This is a genomic window from Terriglobus albidus (assembly GCF_008000815.1).
Classification (GTDB): Bacteria; Acidobacteriota; Terriglobia; order Terriglobales; family Acidobacteriaceae; genus Terriglobus; species Terriglobus albidus_A.
In genome coordinates this window covers 4,270,581-4,291,963 of sequence record NZ_CP042806.1, presented here as the reverse complement: position 1 = coordinate 4,291,963, position 21,383 = coordinate 4,270,581, and the positions used below count along the sequence as shown (strand labels likewise).

18 protein-coding genes are annotated in these 21,383 nt (G+C 59.0%); 6 read left to right on the top strand and 12 right to left on the bottom strand.

The window, feature by feature from the left end:
• Positions 1-42 precede the first annotated feature (42 nt).
• On the bottom strand, positions 43-2,514 hold the full coding sequence (locus FTW19_RS17040; RefSeq protein WP_147648744.1) for an alpha-galactosidase D: 2,472 nt from the start codon (positions 2,512-2,514) through the stop codon (positions 43-45).
• Positions 2,515-2,764: 250 nt separating this feature from the next.
• Here FTW19_RS17040 and FTW19_RS17035 point away from each other — a divergent pair, with 250 nt between their 5' ends.
• Together FTW19_RS17035 and FTW19_RS17030 are read left to right on the top strand one after the other, a co-directional pair.
• A complete protein-coding gene (locus FTW19_RS17035) occupies positions 2,765-3,316 on the top strand; it encodes a pyridoxamine 5'-phosphate oxidase family protein (RefSeq protein ID WP_147648743.1) in 552 nt (183 codons plus the stop codon).
• 168 nt (positions 3,317-3,484) lie between these two features.
• Positions 3,485-3,664 (top strand): hypothetical protein, encoded by a 180-nt coding sequence (locus tag FTW19_RS17030; protein WP_147648742.1) that lies wholly within the window; start codon positions 3,485-3,487, stop codon positions 3,662-3,664.
• Positions 3,665-3,679: 15 nt separating this feature from the next.
• Here FTW19_RS17030 and FTW19_RS17025 read toward each other — a convergent pair whose 3' ends face one another.
• The 6 genes from FTW19_RS17025 to FTW19_RS25850 form a co-directional block, all read right to left on the bottom strand.
• Entirely contained in the window at positions 3,680-7,096 is a 3,417-nt protein-coding gene (locus tag FTW19_RS17025; protein ID WP_187143020.1) for a UvrD-helicase domain-containing protein, read from the bottom strand.
• Positions 7,089-9,728: a PD-(D/E)XK nuclease family protein gene (locus FTW19_RS17020; protein ID WP_187143019.1), complete on the bottom strand. Its 2,640-nt coding sequence runs from the start codon at positions 9,726-9,728 to the stop codon at positions 7,089-7,091. Before FTW19_RS17020 ends, FTW19_RS17025 begins: the two co-directional genes overlap by 8 nt.
• 268 nt (positions 9,729-9,996) lie before the next feature.
• Positions 9,997-10,566: a YkgJ family cysteine cluster protein gene (locus tag FTW19_RS17015; RefSeq protein WP_147648739.1), complete on the bottom strand. Its 570-nt coding sequence runs from the start codon at positions 10,564-10,566 to the stop codon at positions 9,997-9,999.
• Between the two features lie 72 nt (positions 10,567-10,638).
• A complete protein-coding gene (locus FTW19_RS17010) occupies positions 10,639-11,898 on the bottom strand; it encodes a glycoside hydrolase family 28 protein (protein ID WP_147648738.1) in 1,260 nt (419 codons plus the stop codon).
• A 473-nt stretch (positions 11,899-12,371) separates the two neighbouring features.
• Positions 12,372-13,682 carry an adenylosuccinate lyase gene (gene purB / locus FTW19_RS17005; RefSeq protein ID WP_147648737.1) on the bottom strand — a complete coding sequence of 437 codons (1,311 nt, stop codon included), beginning with the start codon at positions 13,680-13,682 and terminating at the stop codon, positions 12,372-12,374.
• Positions 13,636-14,016 (bottom strand): hypothetical protein, encoded by a 381-nt coding sequence (locus FTW19_RS25850; protein WP_187143018.1) that lies wholly within the window; start codon positions 14,014-14,016, stop codon positions 13,636-13,638. The genes purB and FTW19_RS25850 overlap by 47 nt, the downstream gene beginning before the upstream one ends.
• Positions 14,017-14,047: 31 nt before the next feature.
• On the opposite strand from FTW19_RS25850, the gene FTW19_RS16995 reads away from it, so the two are divergent.
• Positions 14,048-14,440 (top strand): MarR family winged helix-turn-helix transcriptional regulator, encoded by a 393-nt coding sequence (locus tag FTW19_RS16995; protein ID WP_147648736.1) that lies wholly within the window; start codon positions 14,048-14,050, stop codon positions 14,438-14,440.
• Positions 14,441-14,496: 56 nt separating this feature from the next.
• Positions 14,497-14,928: a DUF2007 domain-containing protein gene (locus FTW19_RS16990; protein WP_147648735.1), complete on the top strand. Its 432-nt coding sequence runs from the start codon at positions 14,497-14,499 to the stop codon at positions 14,926-14,928.
• A 108-nt stretch (positions 14,929-15,036) separates the two neighbouring features.
• Here FTW19_RS16990 and FTW19_RS16985 read toward each other — a convergent pair whose 3' ends face one another.
• Positions 15,037-15,291 (bottom strand): glutaredoxin family protein, encoded by a 255-nt coding sequence (locus tag FTW19_RS16985; protein WP_147648734.1) that lies wholly within the window; start codon positions 15,289-15,291, stop codon positions 15,037-15,039.
• Positions 15,292-15,379: 88 nt separating this feature from the next.
• Here FTW19_RS16985 and FTW19_RS16980 point away from each other — a divergent pair, with 88 nt between their 5' ends.
• The gene (locus tag FTW19_RS16980) at positions 15,380-15,985 is read left to right on the top strand and encodes a redoxin domain-containing protein (protein ID WP_147648733.1); all 606 of its coding nucleotides are present in this window, start codon (positions 15,380-15,382) and stop codon (positions 15,983-15,985) included.
• 144 nt (positions 15,986-16,129) lie between these two features.
• Here the strand turns inward: FTW19_RS16980 and FTW19_RS16975 are convergent, their stop codons facing one another.
• Together FTW19_RS16975 and FTW19_RS16970 are read right to left on the bottom strand one after the other, a co-directional pair.
• Positions 16,130-17,890 (bottom strand): ABC transporter permease, encoded by a 1,761-nt coding sequence (locus FTW19_RS16975; RefSeq protein WP_147648732.1) that lies wholly within the window; start codon positions 17,888-17,890, stop codon positions 16,130-16,132.
• Positions 17,887-19,269, bottom strand: a complete 1,383-nt coding sequence (locus tag FTW19_RS16970) for an ABC transporter ATP-binding protein (RefSeq protein ID WP_147648731.1) — start codon at positions 19,267-19,269, stop codon at positions 17,887-17,889. Before FTW19_RS16970 ends, FTW19_RS16975 begins: the two co-directional genes overlap by 4 nt.
• 188 nt (positions 19,270-19,457) lie before the next feature.
• Here FTW19_RS16970 and FTW19_RS16965 point away from each other — a divergent pair, with 188 nt between their 5' ends.
• The gene (locus FTW19_RS16965; protein WP_147648730.1) at positions 19,458-19,838 is read left to right on the top strand and encodes a response regulator; all 381 of its coding nucleotides are present in this window, start codon (positions 19,458-19,460) and stop codon (positions 19,836-19,838) included.
• A 91-nt stretch (positions 19,839-19,929) separates the two neighbouring features.
• On the opposite strand, the gene FTW19_RS16960 is transcribed toward FTW19_RS16965, so the two are convergent.
• Together FTW19_RS16960 and FTW19_RS16955 are read right to left on the bottom strand one after the other, a co-directional pair.
• Positions 19,930-20,763 carry a glycosyltransferase family 2 protein gene (locus FTW19_RS16960; RefSeq protein WP_147648729.1) on the bottom strand — a complete coding sequence of 278 codons (834 nt, stop codon included), beginning with the start codon at positions 20,761-20,763 and terminating at the stop codon, positions 19,930-19,932.
• Positions 20,760-21,383, bottom strand: a complete 624-nt coding sequence (locus FTW19_RS16955; protein ID WP_147648728.1) for a putative colanic acid biosynthesis acetyltransferase — start codon at positions 21,381-21,383, stop codon at positions 20,760-20,762. Before FTW19_RS16955 ends, FTW19_RS16960 begins: the two co-directional genes overlap by 4 nt.

Here is a 21,383-nt window from a genome sequence, read left to right as displayed (position 1 = left end):
AGAAGGGCCACCCCCATCGGGCGGCCCTTCTCATCTGTGGCGTTAGTGGGTTTCTATAGAGGTAAGGCTGCCGACATCGGCTCCGTTGTTGGCAGAGAAGATGGCTTGCAAACGGTAGGTGTCATCATCGCGGCAGAGCGGCGAGAAGGCAATGGGCATGCTCAGACTGCTTGTTGATCCGCTGGAGATGCTACCCAGAGGAAGTGGCGTCGGAAGCGCTGGTTTGGCATAGCATCCTGTACCGGCGTTGGTCGGAATCAGCGTGAAGCTGTTCAGGTGCGCGTTCTGTGCCGCGGCATTGCCCGCATTCGTGAGGGAAAGCTGCCAGATCCGGAGCAGGTCTGGGCCTGTCTTGTTGGTAATTGCCGCCGTCAGGCTGGATGTGCCGACGATCGGTCCGACGGTAATGCTATCCAGGCCGGGAGCATAGCCGCCGGCGTTCGGGTTGCTGACAACGATCTTGTTGCTGCCTGCATTCAACTGCACGGGCAGAAGGACGGGTACCGGGGAATCAAAGGTGCTGCCGTTCACTTCCAATGGACTCGCGGGACCGTCGTTGACGGAGATATAGAAGGTGCGGGGGCCGCTGGTCGTGTAGTCGATCTCAAGCTGATACGTGCCCGCCTGCGTAACTGTGACGTTAGGGAAGGTGACAGCGTTCTGACTGCCGTCGCCGTAGTTCCCAACATAGGCTCCGCCGGAACAGAAGCTGCATCCGCCAACGCTCGCCGTGCCGCTGAGCTGCGCGGCTTCCGCCTCATAGGTGATGAAGTCGGGTGCAATCGCGCTGCCATCGCCGGAGATCACGATGCGGTCGAGATCCGCGGCATAGGTGCCGGGATTGCCGAAGGTAATCGCGTTATTCCCGGCTAGCAGCGTTACCGGAACCGTTGTGGCCTGAGGCAGGTTGAAGCTGCCTCCACCCATATTGAGAGTCGCAGGATGGCTCCCATTGACGGTGTAAACCAGGGCACGCGGTCCCTGAGTCATCGCGTCGACTTCCATGCGATAGGTGCCGGCCTTCTGCACATAGACATTGAAGGTTGCGTTGTTCGTCGTAGGTGAGGCGCCCAGATAGCTCAGCTTAGCGCCACCGGAGCAGGCAGAACACTGGGAGACGTAGGTGGTACCGTTGAGCGTTGCGGACTCCGCCTCGTAGACATGGCCTGCCGGTGCGGAGACCGTACTGAATGGTGTCACTTTCAGCAGACGTGAGCCGTGACCAAGGACGGTTGTGGTGAAGGCCGTGGGTGAGGCCCCGAGGTTAATGCGGTTCCACACATCGCGCACTGCGCTGGCACTGCGAAAGCCGAGATCGCGCCAGCGCACGGTGATCTTGCTGGGGAGTCCGTTCAGGTTGTAAAGCGAGACATAGACGCTGCCGTCTGCCTGCTTCGACATCCATACCGGCTGCGGACCTCCCGTCACTTGCACAGCAGGACGTCCAGACTGATCGACGGCAATGAGCTCATCGTTGGTGAAGGCAGATTTGGCGAAATCGTCCAGCTTCGTGAGGTCTCCGCCCAGATACATGGGCGAGTTCGCCATGGCCCAGATGGTGACCGCGGTCTGCTTCTCGTCATCAGAGAGGCCGTCGAGCGCTCCATCGCCGACGTCGAGTGTATCCATGTCATTCCATCCGAGTGTCGTGCTGGTCTCGTGCTGCCAGCCCACGTCGTCATACTCACGCAAAACGATCCGCGGCCAGTTGGTGAGCGTAGCGCAGCGGCCTTCGCATTCCACATCGTCGTCAATGCGGCGCGCGTTTGACCATTGCTGCCAGACAGAGGCGTAGTCCTGCGAGAGCTGCCAGGAGACCGTAAGCCAGATCGGCCGGCCAGTCTTGGCGATCGCCTTCGACCAGGCCTCGACGTCAGCGCGGTTATCGATGGAGAGATCGTTGGAATAGGACCCAGGCGTCACGGCATCCAGCTTGATGAAGTCGAAACCCCAGGAAGAGAAGAGCGCGACGACCGAGTCCATGTACTCCTGCGCGCCGGGCTTCGTAAAGTCGATCTTGTCGTGGTAGGGATTTGGCGGATTGCCGCCAAAGGCATTGCCCCTGGCGAGCGGAGTCACCACGATGTCCTGTGTGTGGTACTGCGTGCCGAGGATCGGGTAGTTCCCGTCAACCGCAGGCTGCTCGATACCGGGAATCCAGTAAATGCCGGCCTTCTGGCCGTTGGCATGGATGTGATCTACAAGCGCCTTGATGTCTGGGAAGGTTGCCGTGTTGGGGATCGGACGTCCGTTCTGGTCAAAGCTGCCCTGCCAGCCAGAGTCGAGATTGATGTAAACAAATCCGTGTTCCTGGAGTCCCGACGCCTTGAGCGCATCGGATTGGGCAATCATGTTCGCTTGCGTCAGAAAGTTGCCGTCAAGGGTCTGCTGGCTGAAGCTGCTCCAGCCGAGGTAGGGTTTCTGTCCCGAGCCGTTGACCTGGGCATTGGCGTGGGGAAGAAAGAAGGTAAGTCCCGTAAGCAGGACGAGAGGGCGAAGGAAACTGCGTCTCATGCGATCACTTCCTCTGTTACCGGTATGTGCCTCAGCAGACAAGGGAAAGAGGTTTTGACGATTCGACGTGCCGGGAATCTCAGGCCGCAGATAACGGCTAACATGAAAACGTGTACGATAACGATTTGTCAATCAGATTTCTCTATTCAATTCAATGAATTTTTGACGTGTACGTTAGTCGCACCACACGGGTGTGGCCTCCTCCCATTCTGGACAATGAAGAGAGGCGGGTCGCTAGAATCAGATTGTTATGGCGAAGCAGTTCTCCTCCATCGAGCCGATCCATCGCGAATTCATCGAGAAGCAGCGAATCTTTTTCACCGCCTCGGCTGCGGCGGAGGGGCACATCAACCTCTCGCCGAAGGATGCTGCCGCCTTACGTGTGATTGATCCGCAAGCGGTCTTCTATCTGGATCAGACGGGAAGCGGCAATGAAACCGCAGCGCATCTCCTTCGGGACGGCCGTCTTACTCTGATGTTTTGCGCGCTGGACGGACCGCCGATGATCCTGCGGCTCTATGGCATGGGACGAATCGCAAAGCGGGGATCGAAAGAGTACGGCGATCTGCTTGTCGCACATTTCGCGGGTTCCGAGCGTCCGGGAGCGCGGCAGATGATCGTGCTCAGAGTTGAGCTGGTGCAGACCTCATGCGGCTACGGAGTCCCCAGATTCGAATACGTCGAAGATCGCGCCACGTTGACCCGCTGGGCAGAGTCCAAAAGCGAAACCGAGCTTGAGGAGTACCGCAGACTCAAGAACACCCGCAGCATCGACGGGTTTCCCACCGGTATCGACGGGTAGTTGGATCTTCCGTGACCCCGGGAAACGCCGGGTGCTGCGGCGCTCCGAAAAATAGTACGAAATCAAAACTAAAGCCTGGAGCAAAGCCGCCGATATCGTACGTAAGCGGTAACGTTACGGCTTGGAATGGTTCCTACAGGAAACGTTTTCCAACGGAAAGATCGAAATATGGCAACCAAATACGAAGTTCGCATGACGGTGGGGGAGTACATCGCCCGATTGCTCGAAGCCGAAGCCAGCCAGATGCCTCCTGCGGACCGCCACGAGGCGGAGCAGTTGCGGGATCTGGCGCGCATGCACCGCCAAATTAAGGACGCAAAGTCGGTGCGCATCAGCGCCGCAGCATGACGAAAGCCCGGTGCTCTATTCTGCCTGCCAATGGATAAGGGCGGGCAGCAGCGGGAAGTAGAGCGCCAGGATGATCGGTGTCTCCGCCCCCAACTGTGCACGTTGTGTCTGGGCATACTCCATCATCTTGGGCGCATACAGTCTCTTCTGTGCAGCCAGGAAAGCGTCTGTATCGTTCCCCGAGTTCTCTGAGGATTTGAAGTCCACAATCCACAGCGCCTCCTTCCCCAAAGCCAACGGAGCAGCACCGGCAAAGAATGTGCGGTCGGTACGCAGCTGTCGTCCGGTCTCGTCTTCCAGGGCATACTCGCTCGCCGCTGCGAGATGCGGCTGCAGTAGCCAGCGGCCCTGGGGATCTAACAGCATGCTTTCCAGGGCTCTCACCACCTCCCGGGTCTGACGTGGTAGATCGTCCGGTGCAATGCCCTCCGTTCGCAGCAGAGCGTGCGCGCGGGGATGCCATTGAGTGACGTCTGGTTCTTCTCCTCTGGCAATGGCGTTTGCCATGGACTCGACCAGCAGATGCACCACATTGCCGAAGGCCCTGGCTTCGATACCGCCCTGGGGGCGTTGATAGCTCGGCTCCAATGGCACCCCCAGTTTGTCTGGTCGTGCCAGCCACGCCATGGGGTCTAACGCCGCTGGTAGCCGAAGGAGCCCATTTCCAGTCTCGCCAGCAGAGCTTTCCTGTTCCATTTCGTCGAGCGCTGGGAACGGAAGCCCGGGATCGAGCACAGGAGCAAAGTGGGTCTGCGCGGCCGGCCATGCGGCCTGAAGCAGGGTCCCTGACTGGGGCTCTACCGTATTCTTCGCGCTCGTATGGGCAAGCGCGAACAGATGCAGGCTACGTTTGGCTCTGGTTGCCGCAACGTAAAAAAGTCTTTTTCTTTCATGAGCTTCTCGCTGATTATGAATGTTCTTGATCCAGGATGTGAGTGCGTCTTTTTCCTCCTCACGGGGCGCAATCGGCGAGAGCAGCACCAGGTGGCTGTTCGACTCAAGCTCCAGCCATGAGAGCGCGCGCGAGCCCGTAATGCCAGACTTCCGTTCCAGCGCCGGCACGAAGACGACATCCCACTCCAGTCCCTTGGACTTATGGATTGTTAGCAGGTCGACTGCGTCCGGCCGATGTTCTGGTGTGGCGTAGAGCTTCTGCAACCGGTCGGGCAGTGTCGTCAAAGAAGCCCCTGTCGATTCCAGGGTGTCGAGCAGACGGAAGAAAGCCTCCGCGTTGGTCAGCGCCTCTGGAGTCAGGCCGACATCTCCTCCCAGTGACCTCCAGGTTCGCTCGACCCAGCGTGCCGTCGATTGTGTACCACGTTCCGCGATGGAAGCCTGAAGCACCTCCCACGTCCTCCCGGCCCGTGCGGCCGCTTCGGGTGCCAGGAGTGCGATCCGCTCGGTGAGCAGCCGGGGGACGGGTACATGCCTCCAGGCGTGATCGTCCTGCCCGGCCAACAGGTGCATCTCAGCCAGCGATAGGCCGCACCACGGAGCCCGCAGGACTGCAAACCAGGCGGGACGATCTGCCGGGTGCAATATAGTTCGCGTCAGGGCCAGCAGATCCAGGACCTCGATGCGCTCGGCCAGCGAGTCGATCTCGACCGCGCGGTAGGGGATACCCTCGGCCCGAAAGGCGGCGATGATCTCCAGCAGGTGCTTGCGGTCGCGAACAAGGACGGCCTTCGACCCTACCTCGTGCTTTGCCAGGGCTGCAATCTCCCTGGCGAAGGCGCGGGTCTGTTGCCGGGCTTCCCGCTTGCCCTCTGGAGAGAGCTGGGTTGCGGAGCTTACCCAGGCATGCCAGCGGATAGGCTCCTTGCCACCGGCCTCCAAATGAGGCGCCGCCTCTGTGTAGGCAATCGCGTCTTCCGCGAAGATAGGCGTGAAGTGGCGATTGAACTCCTTGACCAGATGATGCTGCGAGCGGAAGTTCGTCGTGAGCTGAACCACCTCCAGTTGAATGGTCCCCAGCTTCTTTAGTTGCATCGTCTCCAGGAAGCGCTCAACGCGCGCCTGGCGAAAGAGATAGATCGACTGCTTGGGATCTCCGACGAGGAACAGCGTCTGGCTGATACCGTCCCACCCCTCGGTCAGCTTCTCCAACAGGTCATACTGCGAGGTGGAGGTGTCCTGCATTTCGTCCACCAGTAAATGCTGCAGCCGCATGCCCAACCCGGCTGCCAGCGAAGCTGCTTCCGCATCCTGGTCCAGCGCGGCGCGCGCCGCCAGCGACAGCTCAGAGAAATCGCACTGCCCGCGCTCGGCGAAGAGCAGCCTCAGCTCTACCATCGCCGCCCGCAGCAGGCGGAAGAGAGCCTTTGCTACCTGCCACTGATCGTCGGGATACGTCGCGTCGGGAAGTCGCAATACTGCTTTGAACTGTGGCAGCAAGGCTTCGTTCTGGGCGACATCCGCCAGAAGGTACTGGAACTGCTGTTTTAGAGCCTTTGAGGCCGCCACCTGCATGTTCTTCTGATTGAAGATCGATCCGGACCTCCACGCCTTGCCTCCACCTGTTGTGAACATCCTGGCAAAGGTCTTCCAGTGTTCGACAGCATGCGGTAAGGGCTCGGGATGTCCGGTAAGTCCGAGACACAAGACATAGGGATTGGGAATCGACTCATACGCAGGCTCGTCGCCGAAAGCAGCCGCCATGCGTGCGATCCGGTTTGCCAACTCGCTGCCAAGCATCTCCAGCAGCTTGCTCAGTTCCAGGCAGATCAGCCGTTCGATTGCTTCTTCCAGCCGTGGGCGAACCTCCGTATCGAGGGCTTTATCGGTCAGATCGCCTGTCAGCGGAACGATATGTCCCCACTGTTCTCGAAGGGCCAGCATCTCTGCCAGCAGCGACTCGCAGTCGGACAGATTGCCGTCGCGGTGCAATAGCAACAGGCGGATATCGTCGTTGAGCACTGCATCTTCACCGCCCAGCAGGCGCAGTGTGCGCGATGCCGCCTCGCGATAGAGTGCTGATGCGTCATCGACGGGTTGTTGCAGAGCGCCGGCTCCAGCCAACACCGGCAATGCCCGCGCCAGCTCCGTGCAAACGGAATCGATGGTTCGGATATTCAACCGCCCCGGATGCTCCAGCAGGTGCCATCCAAGCTGAGCATCGCGTTCCAGCGCCTGCACCGCCGTGCGATGCACCTGTGCCTTGTGCTCCCACTCCTCGCCTTCGGGTTCCGATCCGGATTGTGCAGCCGCCAGAGCTCCCAACACCCGAGCCTTCATCTCGGCCGTTGCCTTACGGGTGAAGGTAATCGCGAGCACCTGCTCCGGCTGCTCCACGGAGGCATCGGCCAACAGCTTCAGATAGCGCAGAATCAGCAGACCTGTCTTGCCGGAACCGGCTGGCGCCTCGACGAGCACGGACGCACGCGTATTCAACGCCGCCTGGCGCTGAGCAAAATCCGCGGGCCGCTTACTCATCCTCATCCTCCGCTGCGTCTTCGTCATCCCGGTCGAGGTTTGCAGGATTCAGACGGCAGAGAAGCCGCTGTTCGCAGAACTCGCAGGTCGCGGGATAGTTCTTCGGGTTCACCTCAGCGTGGCCGGCATAGAATTCTTCGGCCAACCGCAGCAAGACATCCTTCCATCTGGCAAGGGTCTTTTCGAAGGGTTCCTTTGGCTGATGTTTGTCAGGCCTCGGCAGTACGCGAACAGCGCTCTGAAAGCCGGCGAGTTGTAACTCCTTGCCGGCGCGCAATGTGGCAAAGGCAATGGCTGCAACGGGCTCTTCCGTGGGAAGAGAGGCATAAAGAGGAAGTTGAGGTTCGTCTGGGCGATCGCCTAACCATGACTTCGGCTTCGCCTGGCCGGTCTTGTAGTCGATGAGTACCAGGCCCTCTTCGGTGCGATCGATGCGATCGGCGCGAAGGGTCAGTTCCAGCGGACCAAACGCGACATTCTCGCGCTTCTCTTCGACGCCGGCGACGGTGAAGTCACACCGTTTCTTCTCGTACTCCAGCCATTGCAACACCAGCTTGCGTAAACGTTCCCGTTGCACGCTCAGATAGGCGCGGTTCCAGGAAGAGGCATCGGCGGCGATCTGTGCGAAGGCATCATCGATGGCCTGATCCACACGTGCCGCAAGCTCTGCAGCTGGCATGGACTTCAATGCGGCCTGGCTGACGGTGTCCTTCCAGAAGTGCTCAAGCACCGCATGCGTCACATTGCCGCGTGAACGAGGAGTCAGGCCCGGAGAATCATCGTTGATAGCGCGCGTATGTAGGCGCCCTTCGGCAAAGGCGCGAAACGCACATGCTGCCTGATTGCGCAAAAGGCTGCTGCCGCCACGTAACGTCCCATGTGGAACCGGGATGGCTTCCGTGTCGTCGACTGGCTCAAGCTTCACATCAGGGGATGAGATCGGTTGTGGCATGGCGTCGATCTGCGGCAGGTGAGTGAACAGAGGGGACGGCAGTTGCTCGCCCTCCGCGAATTCGCGGGCATAGGTCACCACTACCGTGGGTGCGCTACTAAGGATCCGGCCCGTGATGCGCTGTGCCTGAGCGATGTCGGTCGCGGCATCAGCTCCGGGCATGGCGTTGATGCGCTGCAGCGCGAAGGGCAGAAGAGGATGCGCGGAGACCGGGGCAGGCCAGGCCGTATTGGTCGCGTTCAGGAAGAAGATCGCATCGAAGGTGCTGCCGGAAGACTCAAGAGCGCCCATGATCTGGATCGGTGCATCAAGAGAGCGCAGCGAGAAGAGCGTGCTGTGCGCGGCCTGTTCCAGGGCGCCGAGCATGTGGCTGAAGCTGTAGGTCCCGCCGGTGAAGTCGAGGCTTGTCAGGTCGTCGAGCAGGTCCTGCCAGCGTTCCATAAGTTGGAAACCAGCGGAGTCCAGCGAGCGGTCTCCCGGCCATCCGCAGGCCTCAAGCAGGGCACGAAGGCTGGTGGACCATTGGGAGAAGCTGCGCGCGCGCGTGCTGGTGCGGCGAATGGCGTGGAGCACCTCCTCCAGACGATCAAGCCGCGGAGCATGCCGCGTCCTGATCAGCGAGAGCAGGCGATCGGCGGAGAGCGTGGGTTCGACGAGAGCCTGTTCATGCAGCACACGCGCATCGAAATCTGCACGCGCCAGCAACTCCTCTTCGGCTCCTTTGAGAAAAGGAGAACGCAACAGGCTTGAGACTTCGTCGAGAGCGAGAGGCCGGTTTATCCAACGTATCAGCCGCAGCGCAGCAACGATGGCGGGCTGTTGCGAGAGTGGCGTGCCAAGTGTGAACTCAAAGGGCGCAGGAGCCGTATTGCCGACACGGTTGAGCCAGGGAGCGACCGTATTACGGAAGGCGCGTTCGACGATTGATCGCTGCGATTGCAGATCGGGCACAATGACGGCGATCCGGGCCGAAGGCTCCGCAGCATGTCGATCCCGCACCTGTTGCGCAAGGTAACGTAGTTCATCATCGGGACTATTAGCTGCATGGAGCGATGCATGTGCAGTGATTGCGATTGGCGGTGTCTCAGAGAAGGTGGTCTGTGCACGCAGCGTATGCAGCAATACCCGCTGCGCGGGCGTCAGGCCATCAAAACCGTGCAGCAGATACTCTCGGGCAAGGCGGAGCTCGCCCGCCTTCGCGAGCAGGGCGGACTCAAGCTCAGCGGAAGAGAGGCAGGCATCAGCGCGGCACGTGCGTTCGAAGGCGTGGAGCCAGCGAAGAAAAGCCTGCTGATCGGCGTTCAGGTTGTGGACTTCAAGATTGCGCCGGGCGCGATGGCGATGCATCAGCGTGTGGGCGCGTTGCGCCAACGGTGCCAGCGAATCTGCCGATTGCAGTGTGGAGAGCCGTTCATCGTCAGCGATGATCCGACGCCACAGCTCCGATTCCTGCCAGGGATTGAGTAGAAGGCGATGCTCATGGCCATCGACAAGAAGCTGTTGCCAGAGAGTGTGTGTCCAGGCCGACCAGGGAAGAATGACGGGCGACTGCCACACACGTAAACCTTGCGCACGCTGATGCCGAGCGTACTCACGCGAAAGCGAACGGGCGGCACGTTGATTGCCGGTCAGAATTGTCGCGCCGCGCTGCAGCGCTTCCAGGATCACGGTGAAAGGCACTCGTTCTAGCTTAGATGGTTTCCTACAGCGTTGTTGCCGGTGCTCGTCTGTGGAGAACGCCTTCTGGATCTTGTCATCCTGAGCGTAGCGAAGGACCCGCTTTGCTGGCAGTGTTCGCAAAGCGCTGAAGGGCCGGGGCCCCCAACGAACGTGTTCGTTGGGGTGGAGGCGCGTTCTATGCCAGCCTGGGGCAACGCCCAGGTATGGGTGCAAGCGAAGGATTGCGGGCTGAAGGCCCGCGCTATAGAGCCGTCGGCAGGAACGGCATTTATTCTCGCAACGCCCAGGCGATCAACGTCGGTCCATGCTTGCCTGCCTTTTCTTCATACTGCGCATTGAGCTCTTCTTCCAGCGACAGGAACGTCGGATCTACCTCAGCGGCAGCAATCTCCTCTGGTGTCGCTGTCGTAAAACACAGCTCACAGACAGCGAGACCATCGTCTTCTGTACGCATAGGAGGGCCGAAGGTCCGGCAGGGGATTGGGCGAGCTTCGTAGAGATCGCAGGTCCCGGTAACCGGATCGAGCACCGGACAGGGCTCATCGTTGGCAAAGTCTTCAAATGTAGGATCGTCCGGATCGAGCAGTCCGGTCGCCGGGTCTCCGGGGAAGTCAGGGCTCAGGCGGGCAATAGCATCCTGCACACGAGCATGGATCACAGCTCGCTTGGGAGATGCTTCATACGCTAAACGCAGACGATGGGCATCGAGCTGAGAGATGGGAAAGACGCCGATGCAGCACTGATGACAGCCAGGATGACAGGCGAGATGCTGCCCTGCGCGCTCGGCGGAGGAAGCCAGCGCTGCAGTCGTGATCTGAATGAGGTCCTGGTCGGTCATGGAGATTGCCTGTTTTCAGTTTAAAGCGAAAGGCCCGGCGCCGCCGGGCCTTATTGGATGCATGGAATACTTCTACTTCTTCGTCAGCTTGGCCGAAGGGAGAACAATGATCGCCTCACCCTTTTCAGCCTTGACGGTAAAGTTCTCCGCCGTGACGGTAGCGTCGCTGATGCGGAAGCCGGCGCCACCCTCCAGGTGTACATTCTTCAGGACGACGTTCTTCACCGGCGACTCCGGCAGGCCGATGATAACGCCGGTGGTCTTGGCATTGGTGGCGGTGACGTTTTCGATGGTGATGTCGTGGAAGAGCGGGGTCAGGCGCGTTACCGGCTGGGCTGAATCGCCCTCGGGCGGAAGCACCTTCGGGTAATACTCTGAGATCAGGATGGCCATGCCCACGTTCTTGATATCAATGTCTTTGAAGACGATATTCGAGACGTCGGCGCCGCGATCGCGGTTGGCCTTGATGCGCAGCGCCTGATCGGTGCCGTCAAAGTGGATGCGCTCAGCACGGATGTTCTGGGCTCCGCCGGCGATCTCGCTTCCGATCGAAAGTCCATGGCCGTGCATGAAGGTGCAATCGGTGATGGTGATGTTCTTCGACGGAGCATCCGGCCCAGGAGAATTCACCAGGCCGGACTTGATGGCAATGTTGTCATCGCCCACATCGGCGTACAGGTGGTCGATGATCATGTTCGAGGTCGAGAACGGATCGACCGCGTCGGAGTTAGGTGAGTGCTCCGGGGCCAGGATGCGAACGTTGCGGATAATCACATCGTCGCAGTAGTAGGGAACCACCTGCCAGGAAGGTGAGTTCTGGAAGGTGATGTCTTCCATCTTGATGTGCTTGGAGTAGTTGAAGACGGCCAGGCGCGGACGGAAGATGGTATCGCCGCCGACAAAGCCGGCGTTCTTGGTCGCACGAGCTTCTTTCCACCAGCTCTCACCATTACCGTCGATTAGACCGCCACCAGTGATAGTGATGTTCTCCGCGTGATCAGACGAGATCAGCGACTGCCGGCCCGGTGCCCGCAACACTTCCATCTTCGGATAGTCATCGTGGTCAGCGGAGCCGAGCAGCGTCGCGCCCTTCTCCACGCGGAAGGTGATGTTGCTCTTCAGCACCAAGGGGCCGGAGACAAAGGTTCCGCCCGAGAGCACAACCGTGCCCTTCTTTGCGGAGCAGTCATCAATGGCCTTCTGAATCGCGGCGGTGTTTTTGGTCGTTCCGTCGGCCTTCGCGCCGTACTGGGTCACATTGCAGACCGGGGCCGCATACGCAGCGCCTGTCATCAGAATTGGTAGGGCCAGGGCAAAGAGAGACTTCGACATACGGATAAGACCACTTTCGGGAGAATTGGATGTTTCCGGAGGAAAGCCTACCGGTTTCGATGGAGAAGAGTCAATAAGTGGACGGACCAATTTCTCGTTTCAAGCCTTCCATTGTCGGTGTGCCAATGTTAGGGCTTTTACAACCTTCTGCCTCTTCGGTTCTTCGAGAAGATACATGGGAAGACGTTCAAACCAGCGTTCGATCTCCCAGCCGCGCAATCCTAACTCGATGAAGGGCTTAATCTCGCGATAAGGGAGCTTGCTGGTCGAGCGTGTCTTCTGGCCGTAATACAAAAGACACGCCTCCAGTTGTTGGATGTTTGTAAATCGAAACGTAAAGGAACATACGCGGACGTACCAGGTTTCAAGTCCGCGGAAGTCATGGGGTGAACGAGGTCTCTCTTGGAATCGAGTCCAGCCCATTGGCATCGACCGCTGATACTTGGAACGTTCAACCCAGATCCGCGCCATATCTAAGCATGTTCGCTTAATACACGCTCGAAGATTGTGTCTACATTCGCAAGCTGCCGCTCAAAGGTAAATGCCAGTGCAATCTTCTCCGGTGACAGACGCTTGGTGACCTCAGGATCGGTGGCAATCCTGTCCTTGAACGTGGGGCCTTCACCTTCGCTTGCCCATGCGGCCATTGCATGCGACTGGACCAGCTTGTAAGCATCCTCACGCAGCATTCCGGACTCCGCCAGATCCAACAGAAGCTGGCCAGAGAAGACCAGACCGCCCGTCAGCTCCAGGTTCTTCATCATACGGTGCGGGTAGACCAGCAGCTTGTCGATCAGGTTGGAGGTCTTATCCAGGATGTAGTCGAGGGCGATGGTCGTATCGGGCAAAATGACGCGTTCGGCCGACGAGTGGGAGATATCCCGTTCGTGCCATAGGGCCACGTTCTCCAGCGCGACCTGCGCATTGCCGCGGATCACGCGAGCCAGGCCGCAGATGTTCTCGCAGGTGATGGGATTGCGCTTGTGCGGCATGGCGCTCGACCCCTTCTGTTTGGCAGAGAAGAACTCCTCTGCCTCGCGCACCTCCGTGCGCTGCAGATGACGGATATCAAGCGCGATCTTGTCCAGGGTGCTCGCAATGACGGCTAGCGTGGCGATATAGGCGGCGTGGCGGTCGCGTTGCAGCACCTGAGTCGAAACCGAAGCAGACTGCAAACCAAGAGACGCGCAGATGCGCTCTTCATGCTCTGGCTTCAGGTGGCCGAAGCTGCCGACGGCGCCCGAAAGCTTGCCGACACGCATATCTTCCGCTGCCGCGTCGAAGCGCTTGAGGTTGCGATGCATCTCGGCGTACCAGAGCAACAGACGCAGGCCATAAGTCGTCGGCTCGGCGTGGACGCCGTGCGTGCGGCCGATCATGGGCGTGTGCTTGAACTCGAGCGCGCGGCGCTTCAGCACCAGGATCAGCTTCAGGATGCCCTCGCGGAGAATCGCATTGGCGGCGGCCAGTTGCAGCGCCTGAGCGGTATCGACTACATCGGTCGAGGTCAGGCCATAGTGCAGCCAGCGCGAGGCAGGCCCTACGTTCTCGGCGACGTTGGTCGTAAACGCAATGACGTCATGGCGCGTATCCAGCTCGATCTCACGGATGCGGTCGACATCGAACTTCGCCTTGGCGCGCAGCTCAACGGCAGCCTCTTTGGGAACAATGCCATGCTCGGCCAGTACATCTGTGGCCGCCAGCTCCACCTTCAGCCAGGAGCCAAACTTGCTCTCGTCAGACCAGATCTTGCCCATCTCCGGGCGGGTATAGCGCGCGATCATTCCGTGAAATTCTCCCTGAAAACACTAGTTTACCGGAGAGCCAGTTGCCAGTTGCCAGTTGCCAGTTGCCAGTTGCCAGTTGCCAGTTGCCAGTTGCCAGTTGCCAGTTGCCAGTTGCCAGTTGCCAGTTGCCAGTTGCCAGTTGCCAGTTGCCAGTTGCCAGTTGCCAGTTGCCAGTTGCCAGTTGCCAGTTGCCAGTTGCCAGTTGCCAGTTGCCAGTTGCCAGTTGCCAGTTTGGACTAGCGATACAGCGATGGGTTGCCTGAGCTGGTGTGTTGAGAATGCAGGGCGCGCCCATGCCGTAGCTCGTCAACTGGAAACTGTAAACTGGCAACTGTTTTTAAATATCGTGATACGATATAAACATGAACGCGAATCGCTTTGAACGCCTGGTCGAGTTCCGCCACACCCTGCGCGGCTTTCTCTTCTTCAGTGAGGAAGCCGCTGCGGAAGAGGGAATTCATGCCCAGCAATACCAGCTTATGCAGGTTGTCTTTGCGGCAACGGAGCCAACAATAGCCTACGTTGCCGAACGGATGTACCTGAAGCACAACTCCGCGGTGGAGCTGGTTGGCCGTGCCGTCGAAGAAGGGCTCTTGCTTCGCAAGCGTGATCTGATTGATGCCCGCAGAGTTGTGTTGAAGCTTACGCCACGCGGAGAGCGCATCCTCATGCGCCTTGTTGATCGGCACCTCCTGGAGCTGGATCGCGTCGGTCCCCAGATCAAGCAGGCTCTGGAAAAGGTCATGAGCAAATAAGCTTCGGGCCGAGATATGTCAGTAGGGCGAGGGTCCTCGGGTAAGATGGGCGGCACATGGCCGAAGCTCTGGTAAATGTCGAGAAGTTTCGCGATCTGACCGCTGCTATGATCGCGCGCAGTTTGTTGGAGAGCGATGGCATCCAGTGTTTTCTGCAGGACGAAAACTTTGTCCGGATGGACTGGGGCTACTCGCAGTTCATCGGCTGGATTCGTCTACAGGTGGCGCCTGCTGATCTCGAGAGGGCGAGGGAATTGTTGGCCGCACCCATTCCGGAAGAGCTGGACGTCGCGGATGGAGAAGAGCCTGAACCGCAGCCTCGATGCCCACATTGCGGTTCTCTCGATGTCTCCCATCCAGGCATCCGCAAAGGCTGGAGCTATTTCCTGCTCTGGCTCGGTTTTCCGGTACCTGTACCCAGTGACCGCTGGCATTGCGAGAGCTGCCGCGTGGAATGGATAGACGACGGCGGAGCATTTTCCCTGTAGGTGTGGTGTAGGGCTTCCGCATCTAAGGGCGTTTTCCGCAATGAAAACGCCGCTGCACTCCTCTTTCGGGCTACCCAGCAACAGGGAAAATGCTCTAAAGAGGCGAACTCAGCCTGTAACGCCGAAGAGCTCGGACATCTCGTCGTGCAGGAAGCCTTCGCCCGGGCGGTAGGGTTGAATCCACTTCCCGTTGATTACGAACTGCGGAATGGCGCGTTTGCCAACATTGCGGATCACTTCGTCCGAAGCTCCGGGAGTGCTTTCAATGTCGATCTCGGTAAAGGGGATATTGTGCTTGGTGAGGAAGCGCTTGGCTTCGCGGCAGTCCCGGCACCAGCCGGCGGAGTAAATAGTAAGCTCCATACTTTCAGTGTACTAGGACAGGCCCCACCTCAGGGATTTGCCGGACCTGCCGCCTCCAGAGCAGAATATTGGGCACGCGGAGGTGCGTATGATAGCTCGTCGACTAGTGGTACTGGGCCTGGCAGCGGGATTGACGCTGCCTGCGATGGCTGTGAAGCCGGGGGAGAGCGCTCCGGACTTCAAGGGAACGGACTCCAACGGCAAAACCCAGTCGGTCTCACAGTACAAGGGCAAGTGGGTCGTGCTTGAGTGGCATAACCAGGGATGTCCGTTCGAGCGAAAGCACTACGAGAGCGGCAACATGGAAGCCCTGCAGAAGCAATGGACGGATAAAGGTGTGGTTTGGCTGAGTATTATCTCGTCGGCTCCTGGAGAGCAGGGATATGTCACCGCACCGCAGGAGAATGAGTACATCAGGAAGATGAAGGTTGCTGCCTCGGCAGTTGTTCTCGATCCATCGGGCTCTATCGGCCATCTATACGACGCGAAGACGACACCCCATATGTTCGTGATCGATCCACAGGGAAAGCTCGTGTACATGGGAGCGATCGATGATAAACCGTCGCCCGATCCGGCGACGCTCAAGGGCGCGAAGAACTATCTCAACGATGCTTTGACTGCGGCAATGGCTGGTCAGCCGGTTGCTGTAACATCAACGCGGCCCTATGGATGTGCCGTGAAGTACCCAAACTAGTTCCTAGTTACTGGTTTCTGGTTGCTAGTTGATGGAACACCCAGAATGTCGTCGTCTACACTTTGGCATTGATGGTGCGAACTTTAAACTCAGGACACTAGCAACTAGCAACCAGCAACTGAAAAGCGGCCGAAGGCCGTTTTTCTACGCGCTGAGTCTGTAGCGGGTCTCCGCAATCCGGTAGATCGGCCGCCACAGCAGCCGGTTGATGGTTACGACAATCAACGCCATTACGATCGTCGCCCATAGCAGAACCGGGAACTGGCCGGCATCCGTCGCCGCGGAGATCTGCGCTCCCAGGCCGAAGGTGGACAAGGTCTGATTCTTTAACCGGAAGTACTCCGCCACGATGGACGCATTCCATGCGCCGCCGGATGCTGTCACCAGGCCGGTGATCAGGTAAGGGAAGATCGACGGCAGAATAATCACCTTCCACTTTTCGACCGTCGAGAATCGGAAGAGGCGGCCCACCTCGCGCAGATCGCTCGGAATGGCGATCGCTCCAGCGATGACGTTGAACAGGATGTACCACTGTGTGCCCAACAGCATCAGCGCGATGGATCCAATGCCCAGTCCGCCGCCTGCCTTCACGATCGCAAGCAGTAACACCGGGAAGACGGCGGTCGCCGGCACAGATGCCGCGATCTGCGCCAGGGGTTGTGCAATGCGGGCCAGGCGCGGATGCAGGCCGATTGCTACACCGGCGGGGATGGTCCATGCGGAACCGATCAGCAACGCAGCAAAGACACGCAGAAAGGTTGCTCCGGCACCGAGGAAGATCATTCCGATCTGTCGCGGCTGCACCTCGCGCAACAGGACGATGGCATGGGTCGCTGCAAACAGCACGATGCCGATGAATAGGCCGGCCGCGATATAGCGAAGCACCTTCTGCACCTTGGAGTTCGAAGCAGGTTGCAGGTGCTGTGCTGCGCGGCGTTTGTACGAGGTGCGGTAGAAGAACTCGCTGACCGGCCGTAGCGTGCGCTGCTGCAGGTGACGAATTGCCGAGGAGTGTTGCAGTAGATGCAGCAGCGGCGAGGAGACGCGGTTCGAGCTCTCTGTCTGCTCGAACTTGAACTTATCGCTCCATGCGATCAGCGGTCTCCACAGAAGCTGATCGGTGGCCACGATGATGGCGATCATCGTAAGCAGACCGTAGGTGATGGCGCGGAAGTCCCCACTCGCTGCCGCTGTCTGCAGGTACGATCCGAGGCCCGGCAGGCGGAAGTCGCGGCTGCCGAGGATGAACATCTCGCAAGCCATCAGGAAGAACCATCCCCCGGCGACCGAGACCATCGAGTTCCAGATCAGACCGATGGTGGCGAAGGGAAGTTCCAGATGGAAGAACCGCTGCATCGGAGAGAAGTTGTAGATGCGGGCTGCTTCGGTCAACTCGCGCGGGATGGCCTTGAGCGATGCATAGAAGCTGTATGCAATGTTCCACGCCTGTCCCGTGAAGATGAGGATGATGGCGCCCATCTCGATGCCGAGCTGATGGCCAGGAACGAGCGCCACCATCGCCAGCATGACTCCGGGAAGGAAACTTAGGACCGGGATCGATTGCAGAATGTCCAGGCATGCCAGCATCAGGCCCTCAAGCCGTGGCGTATAGGCGGCGATGTAGCCGTATGTCAGCGCGAAGGCGAGTGACAGCACGTAAGCAAAGCCGATGCGCACGATCGAGAAAAAGGCATACATCGGCAATGCATGCGGCGAGAGGGAGATGGCGAAATCCGTACGTGGAGTCGAGTTCCAGTAACGGGCAATCTGTACGACGGCGTAAAAACAAGCCAGCAGAAGGCCCGCGACGCAGAGGTCAAGGAAGACCGGCCAGCTGCGACGGACAACGACAGACCGTGCGAGAGTGTCGCGCCGCAGGTGGAAGCCGGCAGGAAGCTGAATCATAGACCGGTCTCCTGCTTGTCTTTCTCTTCCTCTTCCTCTGGAGCATCGGCGAAGATGCTCTCCGGCTCTGCAAGAGCCGACTCGGGAAGGATAAAGCGGCGACGCGTCGAGTCGAAGTCGAAGATCTCTGCATAACGACCCCAGGTGATCGCTGTTTCCAACTGCCGGATGGTTTCTTCTTCGGAGAAGACTTCGTCAAGCGTGTCATGGAAGAAGTCTTCCGGCACGGTATGGTCAGACTTCGATTGCAGTGCGCGAACGATTTGACGCAGCAGCAACACGTTCTCTACCGCGGCTTCGCGGAAGATCTCTTTCTGGCGAAGGATCTCTGCGTTGGCATACTCGGTGCCCAGGGCTGTGATGGCGGCATCGCCTTCGGTCACTGTGAGGAACTTCAGGATCGATGCAGCTTCCACGATCGGCAGCAGGTCATCGATCTCAAAGGCAAGATCATCGGCCAGGCGATAGATATCCGATTTGCCGCCGTGATCGAGCAAGAACTCAAGCAGACCCGCAATGCCGCCCGGACGTGCGTGCGGCAGCATCTGGTACTTCATCTCGCGTTGATCGCGAACACGGCGGCCGTTGATATTCGGAAGTGCCGGCGCGGGCGCCTCGGGCTGCGTAAGCACTTTGTAGATGTAGTCAACCAGCTGCGTAAAGGCAGCGGCTTTGCGGTCACGAGGATGAGCCAGATTGACGCGGAAGTCCGTACGAATGTGGCCGGGGTTGCGGCCAAGCACGATGATGCGGTCTGCAAGTAGTACCGCCTCTTCGATGTTGTGGGTCACGATGAAGATCGACTTCGTCGGGATTGTCTTCTTGTGCCACAGCTCCAGCAGCTCTGAGCGCAGGTTCTCCGCCGTAAGGACATCCAGCGCGGAGAACGGCTCGTCCATGAACAGTACCTCTGGTTCGACAACCAGGGCACGGGCAAAGCCGACGCGCTGTCGCATGCCTCCCGAGAGCTCCTTGGGATAGGCGGCCTGGAAGCCGTCGAGACCAACAGTATCGAGGATCTTGAGGGAGCGTTTCCGGCGTGTCGCCGCATCGACACCACGTGCTTTCAAGGGTGCTTCGATGTTTTCGAGAACCGTAAGCCATGGAAAGAGCGCGAACGACTGAAAGACGATGCTGACATTCACATCAGCGCTCTGGATCGGCGCTTCGTGCCAGTAGACCTGCCCCGCCGAAGGCGTGGAGAGACCAGTGAGCATGCGCAGCAGGGTCGACTTGCCGGAGCCCGAAGGGCCAAGCAAGGCGATGATCTCTCCCTGGACGATGGAGAGGTCCGTCGGCGAGATCACCTGGATCCGGTTCTCGCTCGGTTGGGAATAATATTTCTCGACGCGCTCGGCGCGAATGATGGCTGGCTGCATGCTTCTTGATTTTTAATGTTGAGGTTTGATAAGTCGTTTGTTGCTGAAAATTCACAACTTGCAAGCGGGGACGCTGCGGACAGCGTATCATTGTTTCAGCGGGCGCGTCAGACGCTTTCGCGCAGGATAATACGTTCGTGCAAGCTGCCGGTTGAAATTTTTCGACTTTGAGGTAAGGAATCACCCCCATGACAGAGACCACAGGGAATCAGCCACGCGCCAAGGTGCTGGTGGCGGACGATGAGCAGGTGATCGCGAATACGCTGGCGATCATTCTCAACCAGGCCGGTTTCGAGGCAAAGGCTGTTTATAGCGGCGAAAAAGCCGTGGAGGCGTTGGACTCCTTCCGTCCGGACATGCTGATCAGCGATGTCATCATGACCGGGATGACGGGTATTGAAGCTGCAATTGAGACGCGTACGCGTCTTCCCCACTGCAAAATTCTTCTCTTCAGTGGACAGGCCGCTACGGCCGATCTGCTGGACAAGGCACGGAGCCAAGGGCACGAGTTCGAGATTCTGGCAAAGCCCGTACACCCAACCGACCTGTTGGCAAAGCTTCGCGGGTAAATTTTTAGTAAGTAAGCAGAAAGCGTCCCTGGGGAAGGGGCGCTTTTTGTTTTGTTAAGAGGATTGAATGATGAGACGTATGGAACGGCGCTTAAAGTTGACCGATGTATTCGATCTCGCGGGTTTTGAGGACGATCAGATATTCGTAGATGGCCTGTAGCGTGGCGTAGGTGAAGCCGGCGCGACCGTCGAGGAAGCCCTTCTTGAGCAGGTAGAGGACCAGGAACTTGATGAGCGGGCGCCCGGGTGTTCTGTAGAAGAGTTCTTTCTGGTGGAAGCGGCGCTTGTGAAAGTCCTTCTCGAAGAGAGCTGAGCGGATGCTGACTTTGGGGCTTTCTTCGCTCTGGGCGCGGCGGTTGGCGACGATCTGTTCGGCTTCAAAGCGGCTGTATTGATTATGACGTTCGATCCAGTGGCCGATGCCTTTGCTGAATGGAAAGTGGTCGAGGTATCCGGTGAGCTGGGCAACCGGGCCGGAAGGAATAGAGACGGGATTGACCAGGCGCTCGTACTTCATGCACTCGGGACGGAAGAGGCGCATGTAGAAGGGCGACGTCTGCACGTGCTTGAGCCAGGTGCCGAGGAAGAAGTCGCGGCGCTGGATACGGAAGGCGACGTTCTCACCCGGAGCGGCGACGGCTTGCAGAAGGGCGTCTTTTAGGCTGGGTGTGCAGCGTTCGTCGGCGTCCAGGTAGAAGACCCACATGTGCTTGAAGGGAATATTGGCGAGTGCCCAGTTCTGGTGTGCGGCCCAGTTATCGAAGGGGCGCTCGGTGACGATGGCTCCGAGCTTACGAGCGACGGCCTGGGTGTTGTCGCGGGAGACGGAATCGAGGACGTGGATATCGTCGGACCAGCGGACAGACTCAATGCATCCGGGAAGGTTCTTCTCTTCGTCCTTGGTCAGGATGAGGATGGAGATCATGCCCGTTCGTCTCCGGAGGGTGTCGTGGTGGTGTAGACACGCTTGCGGTCTTTGATCTTGACGGCGGGCGAACCGGCGTAGACGGTCCAGGGTTCCATGTCTCGGGTAGCGGTAGAAGCCAGACCGAGGACGGCTCCGTCACCAACATTGACGCCAGGAGCGACGTTGGCGTGGGCACAGATCCAGGAGTATTCGCCGAGGCGCATGCGGTAGCTGACCAGGGGAAAGGCCGGATCGTCGTAGTCGTGGGTTGCGCCACAGATATAGCCATTCTGCGAGACGATGGCGTGGGAGGCAAAGGTCATGGGCGAAGGGTTGTAGACCTCTGCGCCGTCGCCAAGGGTTACCTGTTCACCGCAGATGAGATTCCATGGAGCCCAGACGCGCGAGCCGGGATAGAAGTGGCAGTGCGCCCCCATGGTTGCGCCGAAGAGGCGCAGAAGCATGCTACGCCACGCATGAAATGGCCGAGGCGAGGGCCGATACAGCAGCAGCCAGGTAATGTTCCATACCAGGCGCTTAAGGCGGTTTCCGACAGAGAAGGCGGGGCGAAGATATGGATCGCCCGTAGTGTCAGAAGGCAGTGCCTCTGTCGACTTGTAATCGATCTGTCTGGCCAT

Coding starts and splice junctions, on each gene's coding strand:
- FTW19_RS17040 (WP_147648744.1), bottom strand. CDS start 2,514: ATGAGACGCAGTTTCCTTCGCCCTCTCGTCCTGCTTACGGGACTTACC.
- FTW19_RS17035 (WP_147648743.1), top strand. CDS start 2,765: ATGGCGAAGCAGTTCTCCTCCATCGAGCCGATCCATCGCGAATTCATC.
- FTW19_RS17030 (WP_147648742.1), top strand. CDS start 3,485: ATGGCAACCAAATACGAAGTTCGCATGACGGTGGGGGAGTACATCGCC.
- FTW19_RS17025 (WP_187143020.1), bottom strand. CDS start 7,096: ATGAGTAAGCGGCCCGCGGATTTTGCTCAGCGCCAGGCGGCGTTGAAT.
- FTW19_RS17015 (WP_147648739.1), bottom strand. CDS start 10,566: ATGACCGACCAGGACCTCATTCAGATCACGACTGCAGCGCTGGCTTCC.
- FTW19_RS17010 (WP_147648738.1), bottom strand. CDS start 11,898: ATGTCGAAGTCTCTCTTTGCCCTGGCCCTACCAATTCTGATGACAGGC.
- purB (WP_147648737.1), bottom strand. CDS start 13,682: ATGATCGCGCGCTATACCCGCCCGGAGATGGGCAAGATCTGGTCTGAC.
- FTW19_RS16995 (WP_147648736.1), top strand. CDS start 14,048: ATGAACGCGAATCGCTTTGAACGCCTGGTCGAGTTCCGCCACACCCTG.
- FTW19_RS16990 (WP_147648735.1), top strand. CDS start 14,497: ATGGCCGAAGCTCTGGTAAATGTCGAGAAGTTTCGCGATCTGACCGCT.
- FTW19_RS16985 (WP_147648734.1), bottom strand. CDS start 15,291: ATGGAGCTTACTATTTACTCCGCCGGCTGGTGCCGGGACTGCCGCGAA.
- FTW19_RS16980 (WP_147648733.1), top strand. CDS start 15,380: ATGATAGCTCGTCGACTAGTGGTACTGGGCCTGGCAGCGGGATTGACG.
- FTW19_RS16975 (WP_147648732.1), bottom strand. CDS start 17,890: ATGATTCAGCTTCCTGCCGGCTTCCACCTGCGGCGCGACACTCTCGCA.
- FTW19_RS16970 (WP_147648731.1), bottom strand. CDS start 19,269: ATGCAGCCAGCCATCATTCGCGCCGAGCGCGTCGAGAAATATTATTCC.
- FTW19_RS16965 (WP_147648730.1), top strand. CDS start 19,458: ATGACAGAGACCACAGGGAATCAGCCACGCGCCAAGGTGCTGGTGGCG.
- FTW19_RS16960 (WP_147648729.1), bottom strand. CDS start 20,763: ATGATCTCCATCCTCATCCTGACCAAGGACGAAGAGAAGAACCTTCCC.
- FTW19_RS16955 (WP_147648728.1), bottom strand. CDS start 21,383: ATGGCCAGACAGATCGATTACAAGTCGACAGAGGCACTGCCTTCTGAC.